Annotated in this window: 18 protein-coding genes and 1 riboswitch; of the genes, 14 read left to right on the forward strand and 4 right to left on the reverse strand. The window is 46.0% G+C overall.

From position 1 onward, the window contains the following. The first annotated feature begins 54 nt into the window (after window positions 1–54). Window positions 55–3,036 (forward strand): S-layer homology domain-containing protein, encoded by a 2,982-nt coding sequence (locus HPL003_RS12090; RefSeq protein WP_014279936.1) that lies wholly within the window; start codon window positions 55–57, stop codon window positions 3,034–3,036. 121 nt (window positions 3,037–3,157) lie between these two features. Here the strand turns inward: HPL003_RS12090 and HPL003_RS12095 are convergent, their stop codons facing one another. Further along, a complete protein-coding gene (locus HPL003_RS12095) occupies window positions 3,158–3,832 on the reverse strand; it encodes an NAD(P)H-dependent oxidoreductase (RefSeq protein ID WP_014279937.1) in 675 nt (224 codons plus the stop codon). Window positions 3,833–3,976: 144 nt separating this feature from the next. Between HPL003_RS12095 and HPL003_RS12100 the strand changes: the two genes are divergently transcribed. The 8 genes from HPL003_RS12100 to HPL003_RS28475 all read left to right on the forward strand — a co-directional run bounded on the left by HPL003_RS12100 (window position 3,977) and on the right by HPL003_RS28475 (window position 12,222). Further along, window positions 3,977–4,369 carry a winged helix-turn-helix transcriptional regulator gene (locus HPL003_RS12100; protein ID WP_014279938.1) on the forward strand — a complete coding sequence of 131 codons (393 nt, stop codon included), beginning with the start codon at window positions 3,977–3,979 and terminating at the stop codon, window positions 4,367–4,369. Between the two features lie 210 nt (window positions 4,370–4,579). Beyond that, a complete protein-coding gene (locus HPL003_RS12105; protein ID WP_014279939.1) occupies window positions 4,580–5,572 on the forward strand; it encodes an ABC transporter substrate-binding protein in 993 nt (330 codons plus the stop codon). Window positions 5,573–5,736: 164 nt separating this feature from the next. Beyond that, window positions 5,737–6,747 (forward strand): LacI family DNA-binding transcriptional regulator, encoded by a 1,011-nt coding sequence (locus HPL003_RS12110; RefSeq protein ID WP_014279940.1) that lies wholly within the window; start codon window positions 5,737–5,739, stop codon window positions 6,745–6,747. A 75-nt stretch (window positions 6,748–6,822) separates the two neighbouring features. Beyond that, window positions 6,823–8,922, forward strand: a complete 2,100-nt coding sequence (locus tag HPL003_RS12115) for an amylo-alpha-1,6-glucosidase (protein ID WP_014279941.1) — start codon at window positions 6,823–6,825, stop codon at window positions 8,920–8,922. A gap of 28 nt (window positions 8,923–8,950) precedes the next feature. Further along, entirely contained in the window at window positions 8,951–10,204 is a 1,254-nt protein-coding gene (locus HPL003_RS12120; protein ID WP_014279942.1) for an ABC transporter substrate-binding protein, read from the forward strand. A gap of 23 nt (window positions 10,205–10,227) precedes the next feature. Continuing rightward, the gene (locus HPL003_RS12125; protein ID WP_014279943.1) at window positions 10,228–11,127 is read left to right on the forward strand and encodes a carbohydrate ABC transporter permease; all 900 of its coding nucleotides are present in this window, start codon (window positions 10,228–10,230) and stop codon (window positions 11,125–11,127) included. A gap of 12 nt (window positions 11,128–11,139) precedes the next feature. Continuing rightward, the gene (locus tag HPL003_RS12130) at window positions 11,140–11,967 is read left to right on the forward strand and encodes a carbohydrate ABC transporter permease (protein WP_014279944.1); all 828 of its coding nucleotides are present in this window, start codon (window positions 11,140–11,142) and stop codon (window positions 11,965–11,967) included. A gap of 90 nt (window positions 11,968–12,057) precedes the next feature. Continuing rightward, complete coding sequence (locus tag HPL003_RS28475; RefSeq protein ID WP_014279945.1) at window positions 12,058–12,222, forward strand: hypothetical protein; 165 nt, start codon at window positions 12,058–12,060, stop codon at window positions 12,220–12,222. A 51-nt stretch (window positions 12,223–12,273) separates the two neighbouring features. On the opposite strand, the gene HPL003_RS12135 is transcribed toward HPL003_RS28475, so the two are convergent. The 3 genes from HPL003_RS12135 to HPL003_RS12145 all read right to left on the reverse strand — a co-directional run bounded on the left by HPL003_RS12135 (window position 12,274) and on the right by HPL003_RS12145 (window position 15,506). Beyond that, entirely contained in the window at window positions 12,274–13,776 is a 1,503-nt protein-coding gene (locus tag HPL003_RS12135) for a stalk domain-containing protein (RefSeq protein WP_014279946.1), read from the reverse strand. A 231-nt stretch (window positions 13,777–14,007) separates the two neighbouring features. Further along, window positions 14,008–14,643 (reverse strand): cyclodeaminase/cyclohydrolase family protein, encoded by a 636-nt coding sequence (locus HPL003_RS12140; protein ID WP_014279947.1) that lies wholly within the window; start codon window positions 14,641–14,643, stop codon window positions 14,008–14,010. Next, window positions 14,640–15,506: a bifunctional 5,10-methylenetetrahydrofolate dehydrogenase/5,10-methenyltetrahydrofolate cyclohydrolase gene (locus HPL003_RS12145; RefSeq protein WP_014279948.1), complete on the reverse strand. Its 867-nt coding sequence runs from the start codon at window positions 15,504–15,506 to the stop codon at window positions 14,640–14,642. Before HPL003_RS12145 ends, HPL003_RS12140 begins: the two co-directional genes overlap by 4 nt. Window positions 15,507–15,619: 113 nt before the next feature. Further along, window positions 15,620–15,704: riboswitch (ZMP/ZTP riboswitch) on the reverse strand. A 219-nt stretch (window positions 15,705–15,923) separates the two neighbouring features. Between HPL003_RS12145 and desA the strand changes: the two genes are divergently transcribed. The 5 genes from desA (at window position 15,924) to HPL003_RS12170 (ending at window position 20,259) form a co-directional block, all read left to right on the forward strand. Beyond that, window positions 15,924–16,979 carry a Delta(5) desaturase DesA gene (gene desA, locus HPL003_RS12150; protein WP_014279949.1) on the forward strand — a complete coding sequence of 352 codons (1,056 nt, stop codon included), beginning with the start codon at window positions 15,924–15,926 and terminating at the stop codon, window positions 16,977–16,979. A 72-nt stretch (window positions 16,980–17,051) separates the two neighbouring features. Further along, complete coding sequence (locus tag HPL003_RS12155) at window positions 17,052–18,185, forward strand: sensor histidine kinase (protein ID WP_014279950.1); 1,134 nt, start codon at window positions 17,052–17,054, stop codon at window positions 18,183–18,185. Beyond that, window positions 18,182–18,781 (forward strand): response regulator transcription factor, encoded by a 600-nt coding sequence (locus HPL003_RS12160; RefSeq protein WP_014279951.1) that lies wholly within the window; start codon window positions 18,182–18,184, stop codon window positions 18,779–18,781. The genes HPL003_RS12155 and HPL003_RS12160 overlap by 4 nt, the downstream gene beginning before the upstream one ends. Window positions 18,782–18,997: 216 nt before the next feature. Then, window positions 18,998–19,621 (forward strand): deoxynucleoside kinase, encoded by a 624-nt coding sequence (locus HPL003_RS12165; protein ID WP_014279952.1) that lies wholly within the window; start codon window positions 18,998–19,000, stop codon window positions 19,619–19,621. Next, the gene (locus HPL003_RS12170; protein WP_014279953.1) at window positions 19,618–20,259 is read left to right on the forward strand and encodes a deoxynucleoside kinase; all 642 of its coding nucleotides are present in this window, start codon (window positions 19,618–19,620) and stop codon (window positions 20,257–20,259) included. The genes HPL003_RS12165 and HPL003_RS12170 overlap by 4 nt, the downstream gene beginning before the upstream one ends. The last annotated feature ends 50 nt before the right edge of the window (window positions 20,260–20,309 follow it).

Consider the following 20,309-nt stretch of genomic DNA (forward strand, 5'->3'; position numbering starts at 1 on the left):
CAGGTGAAAATGATCCAATGCTATCTCATAGAGGAGGTGTAATGATCTAAAATAATGAGATATGAAAAAAAGTTAAAACGAATTAGGCAATACATGGCTAGTTTACTGGCTGTTTGGTTGTTCTGTATACATACTGTGCCTGTTTTTGCAGATAGGGCCTTTAACGATATTGAACATTCCTACGCAGCGGATGCGATTGAGGCCATGGCCGCTCAAGGTTATGTTACGGGTTATCAGGATGGTAGTTTTCGACCTGTACATTTTATTTCGCGGCAGGAATGGGCTAGTATCTTCGCTAAAACCTTAAAACGCACGTCGAATGACAAAGACGTTATTTCTTTTCGTGATGTGTCTCCCTGGGCTCTACCTTATGTGCAGATCTTGCAGAAAGAGAACATTACGAAAGGAATTAGTGATCAATTATTTGGTGCCAAGCACAATATGACTCGTCAGGATATGGCCGTTTGGTATGCACGGTATTTTGGTGTTTCAGAAGATACACGTTCTGCCGGTATATCCAGTTTTGTGGATCAATCTGATATATCAGACTATGCACAAACGAGCGTGTGGTTGATGGAGCGATTAGAGCTGATAGAGGGGGATACGAATCATTATTTCTATCCCAAAAAATTTGTAACACGACAAGATGCCACGTTGGTTGCATATCGGGTATGGCTAGGCGGTGACGATCTGAGAGAGCGTGCCAAGCGTTTGCTAGAGTCAGGAAACGGAGCTGGAACGACGAATCAGCTACCAAGCTTGCCGGAACAGGACAAACCAGTGGTTGACTTGGCACCGGAAATTAGTCCCCAACCTGTGAATCCGGAAATTGAGGAGCCTGAAAGACATAGCTCTAAGCCTGATCCCAAGCCACCGGCACCTGATCCCAAGCCACCGGCACCTGATCCCAAGCCACCGGCACCCGATCCTAAGCCACCGGCACCCGATCCTAAGCCACCGGCACCCGATCCTAAGCCACCGGCACCTGATCCCAAGCCACCGGCACCCGATCCTAAGCCACCGGCACCCGATCCTAAGCCACCGGCACCCGACCCTAAGCCACCGGCACCTGATCCCAAGCCACCGGATCACTCTTCGGATTTTGTAGTGGATGAGGTCGTAATCAAGGCGCCGGAGCTCATAAATCAACCGGAAACGTATCCTTCGTATCAGCTGTCCTTTCAGCTCTACAAAGAAGGGCAGCCGGTGAGTATTCCCGCTGCCAGCGTTACAAGTGTTACTTATACATTTAGTGATGCATTAGGTGTGTTTGATGAACAGGGGAAAATCGTACATTCTGAAAATATTCCTGCTGCAGATGGTACTATTCCTGTCGAGTTGGAAGTCACCATTGCCAAACCTTATCGGGTACTTAAAGCACAGACCAAGCTGATCGTGAAAGGGATGACTCCTCCAACAGAGGCTCCGAATGTAATCAGGTCCGTATACTTGGCGACGTACTCCATTTCACAGGCCGCTACTCTAGACCCTGCAGCCTGGAGCATGCCCTATGTATTTCACAATGCAAAGGGAGAGGTCATACCGCCCGGCTCGTTGCCGTCAGACTTGAAGCTTCGGATAGAGGATTCCAGTGAAATATTTGATGAGGATGGACGTATAGTCAATCTGCATTTGATTCCGGCAGTGAACTCGGTCATTCCAATCAAGATCGAGGTTGAATCACCATCTCAGGGAATTCACTTCATATCCGATGCCGAGTTAACTGTAGTACCAGGAGAACGCAAAAAGCAATATTTTGCTGTCTCTATAATGCTGCAGGGACAAGGCGGCAGTGCGACCACGGTAGACCAAATTAAGCAAGCTCGTCAGTTGCTGATGGATCACTTTGGTCCCAACTTAAAAGTGACCTGGGCGATGGAAAATACATTTGTTTTTGTAGACACGAATCGCCCGCAGCTTAAACAGGTTTTAGCATACGTGGATCAGTATGGCGATGAAGTCGGGATTATGGACGGGTACCCGAATAACCTGCACAAGCTTCCTATTTGGGAAGCACGGATGAGCGAGTGGTTGTATATGTATCGTTATAATGCACTCAATGAGCTGCACCAAGGCGGTACGATGGGATCACCTTCGGTGTTTGAAAGCATGGATACAGACCAATATCGGAAGTATCTGCCTAAATCATTGACCAGCTTTACGGTGAATCCTGAGCAGGCCCAATGGCTTAAAGATCATTATAAGATCACTTCAGCTATGGGGTGGTCGGCTACACAGTATAATGTTAACAACATGTATGGTGAGGGTTCACCTTTGATGCCTTACTGGTCTAATAAGGATAATCCGATTGTTCCAGCACAGGGGGTTACCGATAATAGCGGTATCGCGTTTATGAACTCGGTTACGATTGATCCCATTGGATCACGCTATACAAAAGATTCCTCACGCTGGACGCTCAATCCAGGTGACCCAAATTTGAATGAAAAAACGGATGCGGCACCACAACTGTATATAGCACAGCAATATTTGGATAATCCGTATCAACGTTTAAATACGGTGAACTATATGTCCATTATTCTGGACATCAACTCGTTTGCCCAAAAGCATAACATGTCTCAAATATGGGAGAACTTTGTGAAGAACTTCCCTGCTGGCCGTGAGGTCGAGATTGTGAGCGTGGACGGGTTAAAACAGATTTATCAATCGTCAGCTGGATCGAATAACGATCATTCGGAATTTTCACTCATGTTTAGGGGCTCCGGCATTGAGACGCCCACGGGCTCCAATAATTCGCCGGCCAATCTGCGTTACTTGTGGACTGAAAATGCCTCACAGCGGATCATTTTATCCAAGGAGGATGGAGATGCGGCTTGGTCCATTATTGATTTTACGGACTATACCCGCAGTCCGGTTCCGAAGTTACCATACAACCTGGATTTGAAAACGGATGTAAGCTATGTCACCGGAAGGAACTTCAAGCTAAATCCTACGGCTCCGTTAACAGCAGATGAAATCCAGCGCGTAAAGGATCGTTTGAAGGAGATTTACTTCGCAGAAGAAGTAAAGTATCAGTAAGTGATTGGAATGACAGGATTTTTTAAGATTTGAGAAGCCTTATGAAAAAAGGGGTGTCCCAAAAGCCATGGAAATGGCTAGGGGACGCCCCTTTGCTTTAGAGAAGGTTATTCGTTGGTGGTTAGACCCATTCAATAACCTGATCTACAGGCCGCCGGGTTTTTCCGCGCGGCTCATTCAGACGGTATCCAAAAGCCACCATGCAGGAAATGCCGAAATGCTCGGCATCCATGATGCCTTCTTCAGAGAGGATGCGATCGATTTCCTGTTTATTAAAGCCTTCAATCGGACAGGAGTCAATTCCGATTTGAGCTGCGGCTGTCATCATATTGCCCAATGCGATGTAGGTTTGTCGGCAGGCCCACTCGAACATAGCTCTTTCATTGTCTTCCAGTCTAAAATCTGATTTCAGGAAGGCGTCATATACTTTCTCTTTGCCTTGCATAACTTCAGCAGGTAATTGCTGCACGTTTTCCATCATGTCCTTGATGTAATCGGATGAGGCTGCCATATCTTTAGGCAGTCTGGTGAGGATGAGTACGAAATGGCTTGCTGTTGGCAGCTGTTTTTTGGCCCCCCAGGAGTAGGGCAGCAGCTTCTCACGCATAGCATTACTTTGGATGACAACGAATTTCCAGGGTTCAAAGCCAAATGAACTCGGGGATAAACGACCAGTTTCAAGAATAAAATCGAAGTCGGAATCGCTAATTTTTTTATGACTATCAAATTCCTTGGTTGCATGTCTGAACTGATATGCAGATAAGATTTGATGTTTAGTGGCTGTTAAGGTTTCCATTGTTTTTACACTCCTTATGGATATCGTTTAGAATTGACGCTTACCAAGTGGCATGCTTAATATTAGAATATAGATGATCGTTTTTGAAGTACGCACATTAATGTGCTGTAGTATATAAAATGTTACCAAGGGGGAGAAATACCTATGCGCAATCGGAAGGGTGGCTTTGGGGAATGTCCCGCTGGAAATGATCAGGCTTGTCCTGTGGAGTACACGCTGGACGTGATTGGGGGCAAGTGGAAAGGAGTTATTTTATATCATCTCATGTATGGAACAAAGCGTTTCAGTGAATTTCGGCGTATTTGTCCGGGAATTACACAGCGTATGCTGACACTCCAATTGCGTGAGCTGGAAGAGGACGGTGTAGTTCATCGGGAGGTTTACAAGCAGGTTCCGCCCAAAGTCGAATACTCCCTAACTGAATTTGGAAGAACTCTGATCCCGATTATTAACCTGATGAAAGACTGGGGAGAAAATTATAAAACCAAGCAACGTCCAACAGACAGCCTCCTGCAGCATCCGAGCCCCAATTTGTAGTATGCGAAGGCAGAGCCCACGACAAAAGACTTGTCATCTATTTGACAGGTCTTTTCCCTTTTTACCTACTGAGGAAGCTGTTCTATTCCAGTTAGGCTATGCTGTCAATTTTAGTTGACAACATGAAGGCAGCCTGATATATTTCTTACGATATTGATAATCATTATCATAATTATATAAGGCTATTTTCATATTACATAGGGGGCTCATATGTTGAAGAAAAAATCGTTTTTTATGCTGACTACTTTGATGCTTGTATTGTCTGTACTCATTAGCGCTTGCAGCGGAAGCAATAATGGAAATAATTTCGCTCCAGCTTCAGAGGATAAGAAAGAACCAACTTCGGCTGAGACGAGAAGCTTTAAAACGGTCAAAGGGGATATTCAAATTCCAGTCAAACCGCAGCGCATCGTAACGGATTTTTACGGTGGGGAATTATTGTCCGTAGGGGCCAACGTGGTGGGTGTGGAGCCGACCGCCTTTCAAAATCCTTTTCTGACAGATTTACTGAAGGAAAAAGGGACCAAAGAAGTCGGCGACCCGACCAATTTGGAGAAGACTTTAGAGCTTAAACCCGATCTGATCGTGGTTATGAAGGATACCAACTATGAGGCTTTGTCAAAAATCGCACCTACCCTATATATTCCGTACGGAACGACGACCAACATTTACGATACAGTCAAGCTATTTGGTGACATCACGGGAGAAAAAGAAAAGGCAGAGCAATTTATTGCCGCATTTGATAAAAAGGCTGCTGAAGGCCGCGCACGTCTTAAAGGCGTGATTGACGAAAAGGCAACCTTCGGCCTGTATGAGCTGACGGACAAAAATGCACTTTGGATTTTTGGAGATAATGCGGGCCGGGGTGGACAAGCTGTCTACAATGCGCTTAAGCTGAATATGCCGAAGAAGACAGCTAACTCCAAGGAACAAACCGTACAGCTTTCGATGGAGGTACTGCCGCAGTATGACGCCGATTACATGTTCCTGACGACCTATGACCCGGAGAAAAAGGGAGACGCGCTCAAGCAGCTGAAATCGTCTGCCGTGTGGGGGAATTTGCCTGCGGTGAAGAATAATAGAGTGTTCTTTAACGATTTTGATACGTATTATCGTTATGATCCGATCGCCATTACCGGGCAAATTGATATGATCGTAGATATGCTGATTGAAAGAGAAAAAGAGAATAAAGCGAAAAAATAAGTATATGATCCACATTCGTAAGCACTTTACTACATGGGCAGTATGGCCGTGGGTGAGGTGCTTTTTTGTAAAATAATTTTTTTATTGCAATCGATTACATTCTAAGATATACTCATTTTCAAAGCTTCCGAAACGTTTTGGAAGGCAGATCTAGGAGAAATGATATGACGACAATTAAAGATATCGCGCGTGTTGCTGGCGTTTCCGTCACGACGGTCTCCAGAGCTCTCAACGGGTACGATGATGTCAATGAAGCGACTCGCCGCAAAATTATGCAGGTGGCCAAAGATTTGAATTACAGCCCCAATATTTTGGCTAGAGGACTCGTCATGAACAAGTCGAAAACGATTGGACTGCTTGTATCGGGAATGAATCGGCAAAGTGCCAAGGATCATTTTACATTCGAGGTCTTATCAGGGATTAACGAATGTGTGTCGGAAAAAGACTACGATCTGGTCCTGTTCAGTACCAACTCGACGAAGCAAAGAGAAAAGACGTATTCCCAACTGTGCCGGGAGCGGAGAGTGGACGGGGTCATTTTATCGGGGATTAAAACGGATGACCCATATCTTCAGGAGGTGGTAGATAGCGACATTCCCTGTATTCTGATTGATATCCCAATCTTGACGGATACGGTAGGTTATGTGACGACGGATAATGTGCTTGGTGCAAAAAAAGCAGTAGATTATTTGATAAGGCTCGGTCACAGCCATATTGGGATGGTGAATGGGCATAATCAGGCTTTTGTCAGTGAGAGGCGGCTGGAAGGATACCGGGAGTCACTGGAATCGGCAGGATTAACGTTCAATCCGGAATGGGTCGTCAATGGGGCGTATGATGAAGAAACCGCCAGAGAGGAAGCCGCTAAGCTGTTAACACTTTACCCCGAAATGACGGCTATCTTTTGTGCGAGTGATCTAATGGCGCTGGGGGTTTTAAAAGCAGCGAAGCAGCTTGACCGGAAAGTGCCCGAACAGTTGTCAGTTGCCGGATATGATGACATTCAGCTTGCGTCTTATGCGAGCCCGCCTTTGACAACCGTATCACAGGATAAATTTCAGCTCGGCTATCAAGCGGCCACGATGCTGATTCAAATGCTGGAAGGCAGCGCTCAACCACATGCCATGACCCTGGAGACACAACTGGTTGAAAGAGAATCGACAATGAAACGATAAAAAAACAAAAAAACCACGATATGTGGTTTTTCAATTACATTTTTTCCGAAACGTTTCGGATAGAAAGAGGGACTTATGGAATACAGAGTAATTAAAGAAAATGACCTGTTTTTATTGACAGATACGAAAGGGAATATTCCCGAAGATCACCCCTATGGATTGGGATTGTATACGAAGGATACCCGATTTCTCAGCAGGCTGGATCTGAGAATTAACGGACAGGAACCCGTTTTGCTATCCTCGGATGCAGCAGAAAATTACATGGCCACCATTTTGCTAACCAATGTGCAAACGGAAATCGACGGCAAGCTGGAGTTATGGCGTGAATCGGTTGAAGTAGAACGGACCCGTTTTATTTATGATGATGTGCTGTATGAGCGCATTAAGCTGACGAATTATTACCCGAAGCAGATTACATTCAAGCTGAGTGTGCACATGGATGCCGATTTTGCAGATATGTTTGTCGTTCGCGGTTTTCAGAGCGGAGAGTTGGGGAAAAGAACCGGAACCAAGGCCGCGAATCAGTCTCTAATCTTTAGTTACCAGGGAGCTGATCAAGTCTGCCGGGCCACCGCTGTTACATGGGACCGGCCAGAACAAGCCGCTGATGAAAACGGCGATGTCTTTTTTCAAATCACTTTGGACCATGGGGCATCTGAAGTGATTACGTTCACAGTACAGCCACAAATTGGAGAAGCCGTTGTAGCAGAGCCGATGAAGCCGGAGGATGCGTTAAAGCAGCTCAAGCAGGTTTATGAGGTATGGGATCAGCAAACGGCCAAAGTACAGACAGATCATGATCTGCTTCAGCGGCTTGTGGACCGGGGCTTGAAGGATTTGAAGGTGCTGCTGACGGATTTGGGCTATGGCGCGTTTCCAGTCGCTGGACTTCCCTGGTTTGGTGTCCCATTTGGAAGAGACAGCCTCATCGCATCCTTGCAAATGCTTCCCTTTAATGCGCAGGTTGCGAAAGGTACAATTCGCACGATGGCTGCCCAGCAAGGGGAATCTGTAGATCCTTGGCGTGACGAACAACCGGGGAAAATCATGCACGAAATCAGATACGGTGAGCTGGCGAACACGAATCAGATTCCGTTTACCCCATACTATGGCACCATTGATGCGACTCCGCTGTTTCTGATGCTGATTGCAGAGTACGCCAGATGGACTGGGGATCTGGAATTCGTGCGGGAGCTGGAACCGAATATTATCGGGGCGCTGGAGTGGATCGATCGCTACGGTGACCGGGACGACGATTTGTTTGTGGAATATCATCAGGAATCAAGCAAAGGCATAGCCAATCAGGGCTGGAAGGATTCCGGCGATTCCATTGTTCATCGCAGCGGAGAGTATGCCAAAACGCCGATTGCTTTAAGCGAGGTGCAGGGCTACGTCTTTCAGGCCAAAATGGGCATTGCTGATTTGTATGAAGCTCTTGGCCGCAACGAGGAATCCGCTAAGCTCAGAGACGAGGCTCGGCGCCTGAAAAACAAATTTGATGAGGCTTTTTGGATGGAGGAGCATCAATACTATGCTATCGCTCTGGATGAAAACAAGCATCAGGTGGGCACCATTACATCAAATCCTGGACACTTGCTGTTGTCGGGAATGCTTGACGACTCCAGGGCGGATGCGGTAGCCGATATGCTGGTTTCACGCAAAATGTTCTCCGGGTTTGGGATTCGGACGATGGGAGAAGGAGAAGCTGGATACAATCCGATGAGCTACCATGATGGAAGCATTTGGCCGCACGATAACAGTATGATTATCCTTGGACTCAGCAAAACTGGTCGTCAGCAGCAGGCGAATCAGGTGATCAAAGGGCTGATTGACTCTGCTGGCCATTTTGAATATGAACGATTGCCTGAGTTGTTCTGTGGTTATGACAGCTCAAGCGGGAAGGCCGTCCCTTATCCGGTGGCTTGTTCTCCACAAGCATGGGCGGCGGGAACGCCTCTCATATTTATCCAGTCCCTGCTTGGCCTGTTTCCAGACGGAATCAAAAAACAAATCCATCTCTCACCTGTCTTGCTTGACGGGATGAATGAGCTGACGGTTTCCAATATCGCCATCGGCAGCGGCGTGCTGTCCATTCGTGTAGAAAGAAGCAGTGAGCGTGATATTTCCTGGTCCGTGCTGGAGAACACCACGGGCTATAAAGTTATCGCTGACTAAGCCAACAGAAAGGGAGGGGAAAACGAGGATGAAAGCGATCAGATGGTTCGTAATTGTGGCCGTGATGACCGCCCTGTCCGCCAGCCTGCTGGCGGGCTGTGGCAGCGGACAGAAGCAGAGTGCAGGCGGAAAGGTAGAAATTACTTTAGCAGGCTGGGGCTCTACCCCGGAAGAAACCAAGCTGTTGGATCAGGTGCTCGCTGACTTTGAACAAAGCCATCCGAATATCAAGGTGAAACGTGAAGTGATCGCCGATCAGTATATGGATGTGATCAAAACCCGTTTAATTGGCGGCAAAGGCCCGGACGTATTTTATTTGGACGCTATTGAAGCCCCGGGACTGATCGAAACGGGGGTTTTGGAACCGCTTAATCATTATGTAACCCCTGATTTTGATATTAATGATTTTGAAAAGCCAATGATTCAGGTATTCCAAAAGAACGGAAACATATATGGTTTTCCGAAGGGATATTCGACGCTGGCGCTCTTATACAATAAAAAGATGCTGAAAGAAGCGGGTGTGGAAGTTCCAAAAACATGGGATGAGCTGCGGGCGGCTTCACGTAAATTAACACAAGGAAACAAAGTGTACGGTTTCGGACAAAATCCGGAGCTTGCACGCACATTTTTTATTGCCCAATCGTTAGGTGGACAGGTGGTTAAGGACGGAAGAGCCAACTTCACCACTCCAGAAGTACTAAATGCTCTTCAGCCCTATGTGGATCAGCATCTGATCGACAAGACGGCAGCGCAGCCCAGTGATGTTGGAGCCGGGTGGACCGGCGAGATGCTCGGTCAAGGGAAAGCGGCCATGGTGCTGGAAGGGAACTGGGCAATCCCATTCTTGAAAAGCACCTTCCCGAACATTGATTTCGGGACAGCGGAAGTGCCGACGATTCATGGTAAAAAGGGGACGATGGCCTTTACGGTTGGATATGTGATGAATGCCGCTTCCACCAAAAAGCAGGCTTCCTGGGAGCTGATCTCCTATTTGACCGGCAAACAGGGGATGAAAACCTGGACGAGCAAAAGGTTTGAGCTTCCGACCCGCAAATCAGTGGCCAAGGAGCTAGGATATGATAAAGATCCGGTACTCGGACCACTAGTTGCGGGTGCCCCTTATGCGACTGTCTGGTCAGAAGGATCTACGCTTCCGACGATATTTAATAATTTTAACAACCAGTTTGTAAGCGCTTATATCGGGGAAAGGCCGTTGAAGGAGGCGCTTCAGGAGGCGCAGGACCAAGCCAATGGGGAAATTGAATTCCAGCTCTATGATTAAAACAGGAACGGAGGGTGCTCATCATGAACCGGAGTGTTTCCAAAAGAGCGTTTAAAGAGGCGGCTCAAGGGTATTTGTTTCTACTACCGACCTTGTTCGTGCTGCTCTTTTTCATTATCGGACCGATTTTTTACGCCATTTATCTGGCATTTCATAAAGTGCAGCTGCTTGGCGTTTCCAGCTCGGAATTTACGGGTATGCGAAATTTTACCCGTATTATGGTGGATAACCGGGCTCATATAGCCATCTGGAACACACTAAAATATGTCATTATCGTTGTTCCGATTCAGACCATTCTGTCGATGGTCATGGCCGCCGTGTTGAATGCGGGCCTGAAAGGACAGAAGATATTTCGGGTCATTTATTTCCTTCCCACATTAACATCATCCGCCGTACTGACGCTCATCTTTATGTGGATGTTCAATCAGAGTGGTCTCATTAATGAGCTGTTGAGTGCGGTAGGATTGCCGATATATAACTGGCTGGGTGATCCGAGGGTGGCCCTTAATGCCATTATGGGGATGAATATTTGGTCGACGGCTCCCTTTTTTATGGTTATTTACTTGGCGGCGCTGCAGGATATTCCGAGCTCTTTATACGAGGCTGCCGAATTGGATGGGGCGAACGCTTTCCAAAAATTTTGGAACATTACGATGCCTAGTTTGAGACCTGTGACCTCTTTTGTCGTCATTATGGGATTAATCGGAACATTTCAACTGTTCGACCAATCCTATATTTTCTCGGCGGGATCAGGCGGTCCGAACAACTCGACGCTTACCGTCGTCCTGCTGATCTATCAATATGCCTTTAAAAACCTGGGCACGATGGGGTACGCCGCTGCGCTGGCGATGACATTGGCGGTGATTATTTTGATCGCAACGCTAATCCAACGCAAATTTTCCAAAGAAGAGTCTTTGAACTAAGGAGGGGGCATCATGAATCTTCGAATAGGCATCGGAAAAATCATATTGTATTTGATTCTTATCGGTTACGCGGCCGTTACGCTTGTCCCGTTTTTTTGGGCGCTGTCGTCGTCATTCAAACCGTTGGAAGAAATCGTGAGTGGAAAAATCAGTTTTATTCCCAAGGTTTTTACCTTGGACAATTATAAAATGATATTTATCCAGCAGCCGTTATTCGGTCGCTGGTTGTTGAACAGCCTGTTGATCGGTGTAGCGATTACTGTGCTGAACCTGTTGTTTAATTCTATGGCCGGCTATGCGCTTGCCCGCTTGAATTTTCCGGGAAAAAATCTGTTGTTCATCATCATCCTGGGTGTACTGATGATTCCGGCTCAGGTTACGATGATACCGAATTTCTTAATTTTGAAAGGCTTTGGTTGGCTGGATACGTATCAAGGAATGATCATTCCCTCCATGATCAGCGCGACGTATATTTTTATGATGCGCCAGTTTTTTGTCAGCTTTCCAAAAGAACTGGAAGAGGCCGCCGAGATTGACGGCTTAGGGCGGTTTGGCGCTTTTTTCCGCATTGTACTTCCATTGGCCCGTCCAGCACTGGCTGCACAGATCATCTTTGTGTTCATGGGGTCATGGAATGACTTTATGAAGCCGTTGATTGTGATGTCCAGTCCGGAAATGTTTACCTTGCCGCTTGGGCTGAATACGTTCAAAGGCCAATATATCAGCTATTGGAATTACATTATGGCGGCTTCCATGATATCTACGCTACCGATCCTTGTCATTTATGCATTCTTTAATCGTTACTTTATTAAGGGAATCACGTTTACGGGCGGCAAATAACGGAAAAAGGGATATCGTACCCATACAGGGCAGATATCCCTTTTTTGATGATCCAAGAGGTTATCCAGATCTGTATGAAGAATGTAAAGAATGCGTGGGATCAATAAAGGAGCGGGTCAAGATTTACATATGGAAAGTGTCTGGTGGATCAAAGCCGACATGGACCAACACGCTGTTCCTGTCCGATTCGCAAAAGAAATGAACTGGCTTGCGGAAAATTACAAAGATTTTCCCGATGTATTAGGGGATATATAAAACATAAAAAACCAGTCCAACACGATCGTGTTTTGACTGGCTCTTTATTTACTATTTCGTCGTGATGACGATAGTATCTTCTTTTTGAATCCAATCTACTTTGGCCCCTAGCGTCTCACTGATCAGCCGGAGCGGTAGATAGCCAATGCCGTTTACCGTGAAGGGAGGATTTGTGAGTTTCACAACTTTTCCGTTCATCGTTGTCTGTCCGTTTTTAAGATTAATTTGCAGAGAGACGGGATTGACACCTGTCTTAGACTGATTAATTTCCGCTATTTTGCTGTTAAAATCATAAGTGACCTCAGCTCCCAGCTTGTCAAAAACGGAACGGAGGGGAATAAACGCCTGTCCGCTCCGGGTTATAACACCGTTACTTAGGGGGACAGGTGTGCCGTTGAGACGGACGAGAATAGGTTTTTGTACAGGAACCGGCGTACTGTAGAGAAATTCATAATCCCCTATGCCAAGTTGCGCATGTTTGTTGACCCCCCAGCCCCACAGGGTGCCGTCTGTTTTTTGCATGATCACATGCCGTGATCCTGCTTGGATGCTTTGAATATTTTTGGTGAGTAATCTAAAAGGGACATTGGACGGTAATTTTTCACCTTCCAGGGAAGCTTCATATACATTCCCGCCTGTTGTCAGTACAAGGATGGAGCGTTCAACGATAAAGACGTCTTTGACATCCTTTATACCTGTTAACAATACAGGGGTATTTTCGTTGTGATAGGTTGTACTATCCGAGTAGCCAGTGACCGTTTCACCCCAGAACCACAATCGTCCTTGTCGATCTATCGCGAGATTGGAACTCCCATTGTTCTTAAGTGTCTTGATGTCCGATAAGGCTTGAATTTGCGATGCAGATAAAATGTCGGATGAGGTAGTATTTTTTTCAAATACCTTGGGCCATGTCCACACGGTGCCGTCTTTTTTTAAGGCTATGTTTTTGGAGATAGCAGTAATATCCTTTAATGATGGAATAGGTTCGAAGCCCTGCAAGGCCTTTGTATTTTTCCATACACTTCCGTCGTGCTTCAAGAAGAGCCAGCGTTCCTCATATTGCGGTCTTTCTTCATAGTAGCCATCCACATCTGTAACCCCGTCGATCCCGAATAGGGTTTGAAAAGAGCCAAAGTTGCTACCATTTTTGATTCGATCAGCAGATAATACGGTTCCTTCGGCGCTCAGGGCGAGTACATGATCATTCATACTACGCACGTCTACGATGTTTTGCAGTCCTTCCAATGAGATAAATTTTACGGATTCAGAAATGTTGTTTCTTGGTACATACCAAGCGGAATGATCTTGTAAGGTAAATACCAGGTCTCCTTCGTTGAGGATATTAGAAAATGTTCTTACGACGTTCGGCTTATCTTCTACACGAGTCGGTACGGATTGATTATAGCCCCATAACCACAAGCTCCCATCGGATTGAATCAGACTCCCGGAATCATAGGAACGAATACGGGACGTAGACTCTTTTTCGGCCGCCCATGCACTAGAGCTGAATAACAATAACGCGATCATACTGAGTAATAGAGTCCGTTTTTTCATACGCTTTTCCTCATTTCTTCATCAGTTAAATAAGATAAAAACGACGTCTTGGGAAATATACCCTTATCAATAGACGAAGAATTTATAGAAAAAGTTTCCATGATTCGTAGGATTCCAATAAAAAAGCCTCCAAACCCACGAGCAGAGGCGGGCTTGAAGGCTTTTTTTGAGCGTGGAAGCAGAATATGACTTGGGACAGGTTCATCTGATGGTTCACCCTGCTTAAGCGGACTATTTTGCTATTCGGCTACGTACGATCAATAAGGTTTGCGCTTTGATTTGTCCAATTTCACGAATGAGCGCAGCCGTTTTTGCTTCATAGGAGTGTTTGGCATCCAAATCTTTTAGGGAAGCAAGGTTAATGTCAATGGTAAGCAGGGCGGATTGAGCAGCAGCTTCAAACAGGATTGCGCCTATGCCAAGATCAGAAATGACATTTTTATTGGACAGTTCCACAATACTATAGGCACGCTGCATTCCGTCCCTGCATACTTCCAGCAAACGCATCGGCACCTCAATGGCGGCGAACACCGAGGTCTGTAGGGAATGGGTACGATAGCGTTTTTCTTCGTCTGTTTCTTTGGGCAAGCGCAATGCCGTCATGTACTGTTCAAAGGATCGGATGTCTGCGGTCATCAGTTCCTCACAGCGCGTGGACAGGTTTTCCATGCTGTGAATCACTTCAGTGATTTGTCCATGAACATGCGCGTATTTTTCTCCTTGGGAAAGGTTGGCGGTCATGGAGGTCATAGCCGCGCCCAGTGCCGCAGCCAGTGCGGATACACTTCCTCCGCCGGGAGTAGGTGCTGCACTTCCAGCCTCTCTTAGAAAATGTTCGATGGAATCACTCCACGACAGTTTACTCATGAATAGACCACCTCTCTGGAGTATTGTTGCAGATCTATTGCTTTGAGCAGATTCTTGTACAAAATCGCAGTTGTTAATGTGCCGACACCACCGGGAACCGGAGAAATCGCATGTACCTTTTCCCCTACATCTAAAGCAGCATCCCCCACTATTTTTCCCTCCAGCGTCTCGTTAATTCCCGCATCTACCAAAATCAGACCGGGATGAACCATATCCTGCGTAATCACATCAGGGCATCCAACTGCGACGAAGGCAATGTCTGCATGGCTCAAATGCTCTGCAATATCACGTGTGCCTGCATGACAGGCGGTAACAGTGGCATTTTCTCTTTGCAGCATGTGAAAAAGGGGGAGTCCCACCGTCTGCCCTATGCCGACAAGGGTGACATTTTTGCCTGCCAATGTGTGACCGTAATGCTTGAGCAGCTCAATACAGGCTTGAGGTGTAGCGGGATACAACCCGGCTTCACCTGTAACGGTAGCCAACTTGTTGCCTGGGGTAATTCCATCAATATCCTTGTTCGGGGCGATGGATTGTTTAATGGCGGAGGCAGATAGATGCTGGGGAAGAGGCAATTCCAGCATAATACCATGTACATGAGAGGCTTCGTTCAGGCTGCCGATCAGGTGAAGGAGTTCAGCTTCGCTTACATGGCGGTCAAAGGTATGGAGATGGAAGGAGATTCCCAGCTTCTCCGCTATTTTTTGCTTGGTCCGGGCGTAGTAGGCAGAGGCTGGATCACCTTCTACCAACAGTGTTGCCAAATGTGGGCGATGTCCTTGCTGTTTCATTTGTTCTACTTTGGTACGGATCGTTGCATACACTTGCTCAGCTGCTTCTTTGGATTTCATAATGATAGCCATAGTCCGAACCTCCTCTGAATTTATCGCATGATGGAATCAACAGGGTGTCATGGTCTTATAAAACGAAAAAAAGTATTTGCACAAGGTCGTCACGACAGACGAATCCTCTGCAAATACTTCTCCCAGGCGAACGGCACGCTTTCATTGTATGCTCCCTCGTGGTTGATTCCACTGACTTCGCCAGTCACATACAGCGTTATGTACCTTATATTTTAACAAATAATCTTCCGAAAAGAAACCCGTGAACATTTGGCAAAGAGGTCATGTTATTTGCCTATATGACAAATGTCATATTCCTGAACTGACGTTTATGACTACATCGAATACGGGTATCCCCTTATACTGAGGTTAGATCAATATGTACGCCTGACGAGATCAAGGTACGGGCGTCATTTTAAAGGAGGATCAACATTAAGTATGACACAACTCCCATTAGCCCAATTGAAAAAAAATATGGCTCCCTACGAGAAAATAAACACGAAATCCAGCGTTCTCCAACTCATTAACACCTTGGGTCCACTGATCCTGCTATGGTATGCCGCCTATCTCAGTCTGTCGGTATCGTATTGGCTGACCCTTCCGATTACTATTATTGCATCAGGGTTTGTCGTACGGACGTTTATCATTTTTCATGATTGCGGTCATCAATCGTTCTTCAAAAGCCGCAGGCTGAATGACATTGTGGGCACGATTACAGGTGTTATTACACTTTGTCCGTATCACCAATGGAAAAATAGCCACGCGATTCACCATGCGACCAGCAGTAATCTGGACAAACGAGGCACAGGTGATATGTGGGTGCTTACGGTGGAAGAGTATGCAGAAGCTTCTGTACGAACACGACTGGCTTATCGGATATACCGGAATCCATGGGTTATGTTCGTACTCGGTCCGATCTACACTTTTTTGATTTCCTATCGCTTTAATACAAAAACGGCGAAACGTAAAGAAAGAATAAATACGCATGTAACGAATATATCTCTAGTTGTATTGTACGCACTGTTGTGCTGGGCCATCGGTTGGCAAGCTTTTGTTTTGGTACAGGCACCTATCTTTTTTGTATCGGGTGCGCTCGGTATCTGGTTGTTCTATGTACAGCATCAGTTTGAGGATTCGTATTTTGAGCATGATGAAGAATGGAGCTATATTAACGCAGCCGTAGAAGGCAGCTCTTACTATAAGCTTCCGAAGGTATTGCAATGGATTACAGGCAATATCGGCTTCCATCACGTTCATCACTTGAGCCCAAAGGTACCTAATTACAATTTGGAGAAGGCGCATGAAGCGACACCGTTGCTGCAAAAAGCGACCACCATTACAGTGAGTAGCAGTCTGCAATCTCTGAAATTCCGTCTTTGGGACGAAAGCACGAAAACCTTTTTGACCTTTAAACAGGTGAAGCCGTTGCTCAGCAAACGTGTTGCCGTTACGAAACCTGTCCCTACACCTGTTGTGAGCACGGAAAGAAAATAACTTTGTACGAAACACGGTATGATAAGATAAGGAATATAAGCTGAATTAGTGAAATGATAAAGGGAGGGCAGGATGCAAAAATGGTATCAGATTTTTCAAAGAAATACGGGACTTAACCCTTATGTATGGGTCGTCTTTTATATCCTGCCCTTCTATTATTTTAGCTCCTCATCTACAAGCCATATTGTGTTGGGTACCATCTTTATTTTAGTGTTTTTTGCTTGTTATGTAATGGCTTTCGTCTCTCAAGGTTGGCTGATCTACTTCTGGACCAGTGTGCAGATTGCAATATCCATTACCATGACGTTGTTATTCAGCTATATGTATTTCTCGATATTTATCGCTTTTTTGATTGGTAATATCAAAAGCAAGGCCGCATTTACTACACTATATATTGTTCTGATTGTTTGTACCATTGGATTGATCAATTATGGTTTTGTCTCTGAGAATCCCGTTTTTATTAAGCAGATTCCCTTTATTTTGCTCAATCTGATTGGTGTGATTCTTCTTCCGATCACCAATTTTAATCGTAACAAAAGTGATCGTCTGCAAGTGCAATTGGAGGATGCCAATAAGAAAATATCGGAATTGATTAAGCTGGAAGAGCGGCAAAGAATTGCGCGCGACCTGCATGATACCCTCGGTCAGAAGCTGTCACTCATCGGACTAAAAAGTGATTTGGCTGGCAAGCTGATGGACCAGTATCCGGAACGGGCTCATGCTGAAATTAACGATGTCCGTCTTACGGCGAGAAGTGCGTTAAAAGAAGTGCGAGAAATGGTCACTCAGATGCGAGGTATGCGATTAGAGGATGAATTACTGCGTATTCGGCAGATTTTAAAGGCCGCTCACATTGAATTTACCTTGGAGGGCGATCCGAAGCTGGACCATACGTCTTTAATGAACGAGAATGTGCTCAGTATGTGCATGAAAGAGGCGGTGACCAATGTGGTTAAGCACAGTGGCGCTACAGCTTGCTCCATTGCTATTGAGCCGTCTCGTAAGGAATTGACCCTTCGGATTCAGGACAATGGAGTCGGCATGGCGGGAGAAAATGCAGCCTTTCGGGGGAATGGCCTGCAAGGGATGAAGGAAAGGCTCGAATTTGTGAACGGGTGTATGGAGCTGCGTTCAGATCAAGGGACGGCCCTGATCATTAAAGTGCCGAATATTACTGAAAAGCCAAATGAGGAGGTGGGGCCATGATTCGAATCGTCATTGCGGAAGACCAGCGTATGCTGCTGGGTGCTTTGGCCTCCCTGCTGGACTTGGAAGAGGACATGAAAGTAGTCGGAAAAGCAAGCAACGGGGAAGAGGCTTTGGAGCTGGTCAAGCTGCATCAGCCGGATATATGCATCATGGATATCGAAATGCCAATCAAGAGCGGATTGGATGCGGCTGAGGAACTTAAAGGCATGAATTGCAAGGTGCTGATTCTGACCACATTTGCCCGTCCCGGATATTTTGAACGAGCCATCAAGGCAGGCACGCACGGTTATCTCCTCAAGGACAGTCCCAGTGAAGAACTGGCTTCCTCGATTCGAAGTATTATGGCAGGCCGCCGCATTTATGCTCCGGAGCTGGTCGATGATGCTTATGCGGAAGTTAACCCGCTGACCGAGCGTGAGAAAACCGTCTTGGCGCTCATTGCTGATGGGAAGAATACCAAAGAGATTGCCGGTGAGCTGTATCTAACGACAGGAACGGTGCGCAATTACATTTCAGTCATTCTGGATAAGCTGGGTGTCAGCAATCGGATTGAGGCAATTACACGTTTTAATGAAAAAGGCTGGTTTAAATAAGCGTAAGGCAGAAATGTTCAAGGAGAAACAGGGGAGCTATGAAAAAAAGACATAGCGTCTCTGTTTTGTTGTTTTATCGGAGGATACATAAGAGAAAGTTAACGGAAAATACGGATTCAGGAAGGTAAGATTTGATATCCTTTAGCCTACTTCCTTGTGATACAATAGGATAGCTGTCCATGGGATGGACCGAAGTACAAGGAGGAACGGAACCGCATGAAACAAGCCCCATTTATAGCCGTTGAAGGGCCGATCGGAGCAGGAAAAACGACGTTGGCTTCCATGCTTTCAACGGAGCTGCATATGCCGATTATTAAAGAGATTGTCGAGGAGAACCCGTTTCTCGATAAATTTTATCAAAATATAGATGAGTGGAGCTTCCAACTGGAAATGTTCTTTCTCTGCAATCGGTACAAGCAACTGGAGGATACCGGCCTGCAATATATCGAGAAAGCAAATCCAGTTATTTCCGACTATCATATTTATAAAAATCTGATTTTTGCTGAGCGAACCCTAAAGGGTGTGAAGCTGGAAAAATATCGCCAAATCTATCATCTGCTCACCGACGATATGCCTAAACCGGACATAATCATCTATATTAAAGCCGATTTGGATACGTTGCTGGGCAGAATTCGCAAACGGGCGCGCTCCTTCGAACAGGAGATGGACCCAGCATATCTGGAGCAGCTCATCATCGATTATGATAAAGGCATACAATTTCTTTCCGAACAGGCTCCTTTTCCTAAGATATTGACCGTTAACGGGAATGAGATTGATTTTGTAGAAAACCGAGCACAATTCGAACAAATTGTTTCCGATGTAAAGGAGCTTATTCAATGAATAAATACAACATTCCCGCGAATGCCCTGATTACGGTAGCGGGCACGGTAGGTGTGGGTAAATCCACACTAACGGCTGCTTTGGCTGAACGCCTGGGTTTTAAAACCTCACTGGAGAAGGTAGATCATAATCCATATCTGGAGAAGTTTTATCACGACTTCGAAAGATGGAGCTTTCATCTGCAAATTTATTTTCTGGCCGAGCGCTTCAAGGAGCAAAAAAACATTTTCTTATCCGGTGGAGGATTTGTACAGGACCGTTCGATTTATGAGGACACAGGAATTTTTGCCAAAATGCATGCCGATCAGGGGACGATGAACCCTACGGATTATGAAACGTATACCAGTCTGTTTGAGGCTATGGTGATGACACCGTTTTTCCCCCACCCGGATGTGCTGGTCTACCTGGAAGGCAGCTTGCCATCCATACTGAGCCGGATTGAGGAACGCGGTCGCGAGATGGAAATCCAGACAGAGCGATCTTATTGGGAGCAGATGTATCGCAGATATTCCGATTGGATCAACGAGTTCGAGGCCTGTCCTGTGCTGCGTCTGAACATTGATGAATATGACGTGCATGATCCCGCTTCTATGGATGCCATTTTGGTAGAGGTAGGCAAGGTTATCTCCAAAAAATAAAGATTGTTGACCGTCCGCGAGGACGGTTTTTTTGTGTTATACATTTATAA

Source organism: Paenibacillus terrae HPL-003 (assembly GCF_000235585.1).
Taxonomy (GTDB): Bacteria; Bacillota; Bacilli; order Paenibacillales; family Paenibacillaceae; genus Paenibacillus; species Paenibacillus terrae_B.

Bases quoted from the DNA above. Each gene is read 5' to 3' on its own strand.
- HPL003_RS12095 (WP_014279937.1), bottom strand. From the start codon at position 3,832: ATGGAAACCTTAACAGCCACTAAACATCAAATCTTATCTGCATATCAG.
- HPL003_RS12165 (WP_014279952.1), top strand. From the start codon at position 18,998: ATGAAACAAGCCCCATTTATAGCCGTTGAAGGGCCGATCGGAGCAGGA.
- HPL003_RS12170 (WP_014279953.1), top strand. From the start codon at position 19,618: ATGAATAAATACAACATTCCCGCGAATGCCCTGATTACGGTAGCGGGC.
- HPL003_RS12135 (WP_014279946.1), bottom strand. From the start codon at position 13,776: ATGAAAAAACGGACTCTATTACTCAGTATGATCGCGTTATTGTTATTC.
- HPL003_RS12160 (WP_014279951.1), top strand. From the start codon at position 18,182: ATGATTCGAATCGTCATTGCGGAAGACCAGCGTATGCTGCTGGGTGCT.
- HPL003_RS12115 (WP_014279941.1), top strand. From the start codon at position 6,823: ATGGAATACAGAGTAATTAAAGAAAATGACCTGTTTTTATTGACAGAT.
- HPL003_RS12140 (WP_014279947.1), bottom strand. From the start codon at position 14,643: ATGAGTAAACTGTCGTGGAGTGATTCCATCGAACATTTTCTAAGAGAG.
- HPL003_RS12105 (WP_014279939.1), top strand. From the start codon at position 4,580: ATGTTGAAGAAAAAATCGTTTTTTATGCTGACTACTTTGATGCTTGTA.
- HPL003_RS12120 (WP_014279942.1), top strand. From the start codon at position 8,951: ATGAAAGCGATCAGATGGTTCGTAATTGTGGCCGTGATGACCGCCCTG.
- HPL003_RS12125 (WP_014279943.1), top strand. From the start codon at position 10,228: ATGAACCGGAGTGTTTCCAAAAGAGCGTTTAAAGAGGCGGCTCAAGGG.
- HPL003_RS12130 (WP_014279944.1), top strand. From the start codon at position 11,140: ATGAATCTTCGAATAGGCATCGGAAAAATCATATTGTATTTGATTCTT.
- HPL003_RS28475 (WP_014279945.1), top strand. From the start codon at position 12,058: ATGCGTGGGATCAATAAAGGAGCGGGTCAAGATTTACATATGGAAAGT.
- HPL003_RS12155 (WP_014279950.1), top strand. From the start codon at position 17,052: ATGCAAAAATGGTATCAGATTTTTCAAAGAAATACGGGACTTAACCCT.
- HPL003_RS12145 (WP_014279948.1), bottom strand. From the start codon at position 15,506: ATGGCTATCATTATGAAATCCAAAGAAGCAGCTGAGCAAGTGTATGCA.
- HPL003_RS12110 (WP_014279940.1), top strand. From the start codon at position 5,737: ATGACGACAATTAAAGATATCGCGCGTGTTGCTGGCGTTTCCGTCACG.
- desA (WP_014279949.1), top strand. From the start codon at position 15,924: ATGACACAACTCCCATTAGCCCAATTGAAAAAAAATATGGCTCCCTAC.
- HPL003_RS12090 (WP_014279936.1), top strand. From the start codon at position 55: ATGAGATATGAAAAAAAGTTAAAACGAATTAGGCAATACATGGCTAGT.
- HPL003_RS12100 (WP_014279938.1), top strand. From the start codon at position 3,977: ATGCGCAATCGGAAGGGTGGCTTTGGGGAATGTCCCGCTGGAAATGAT.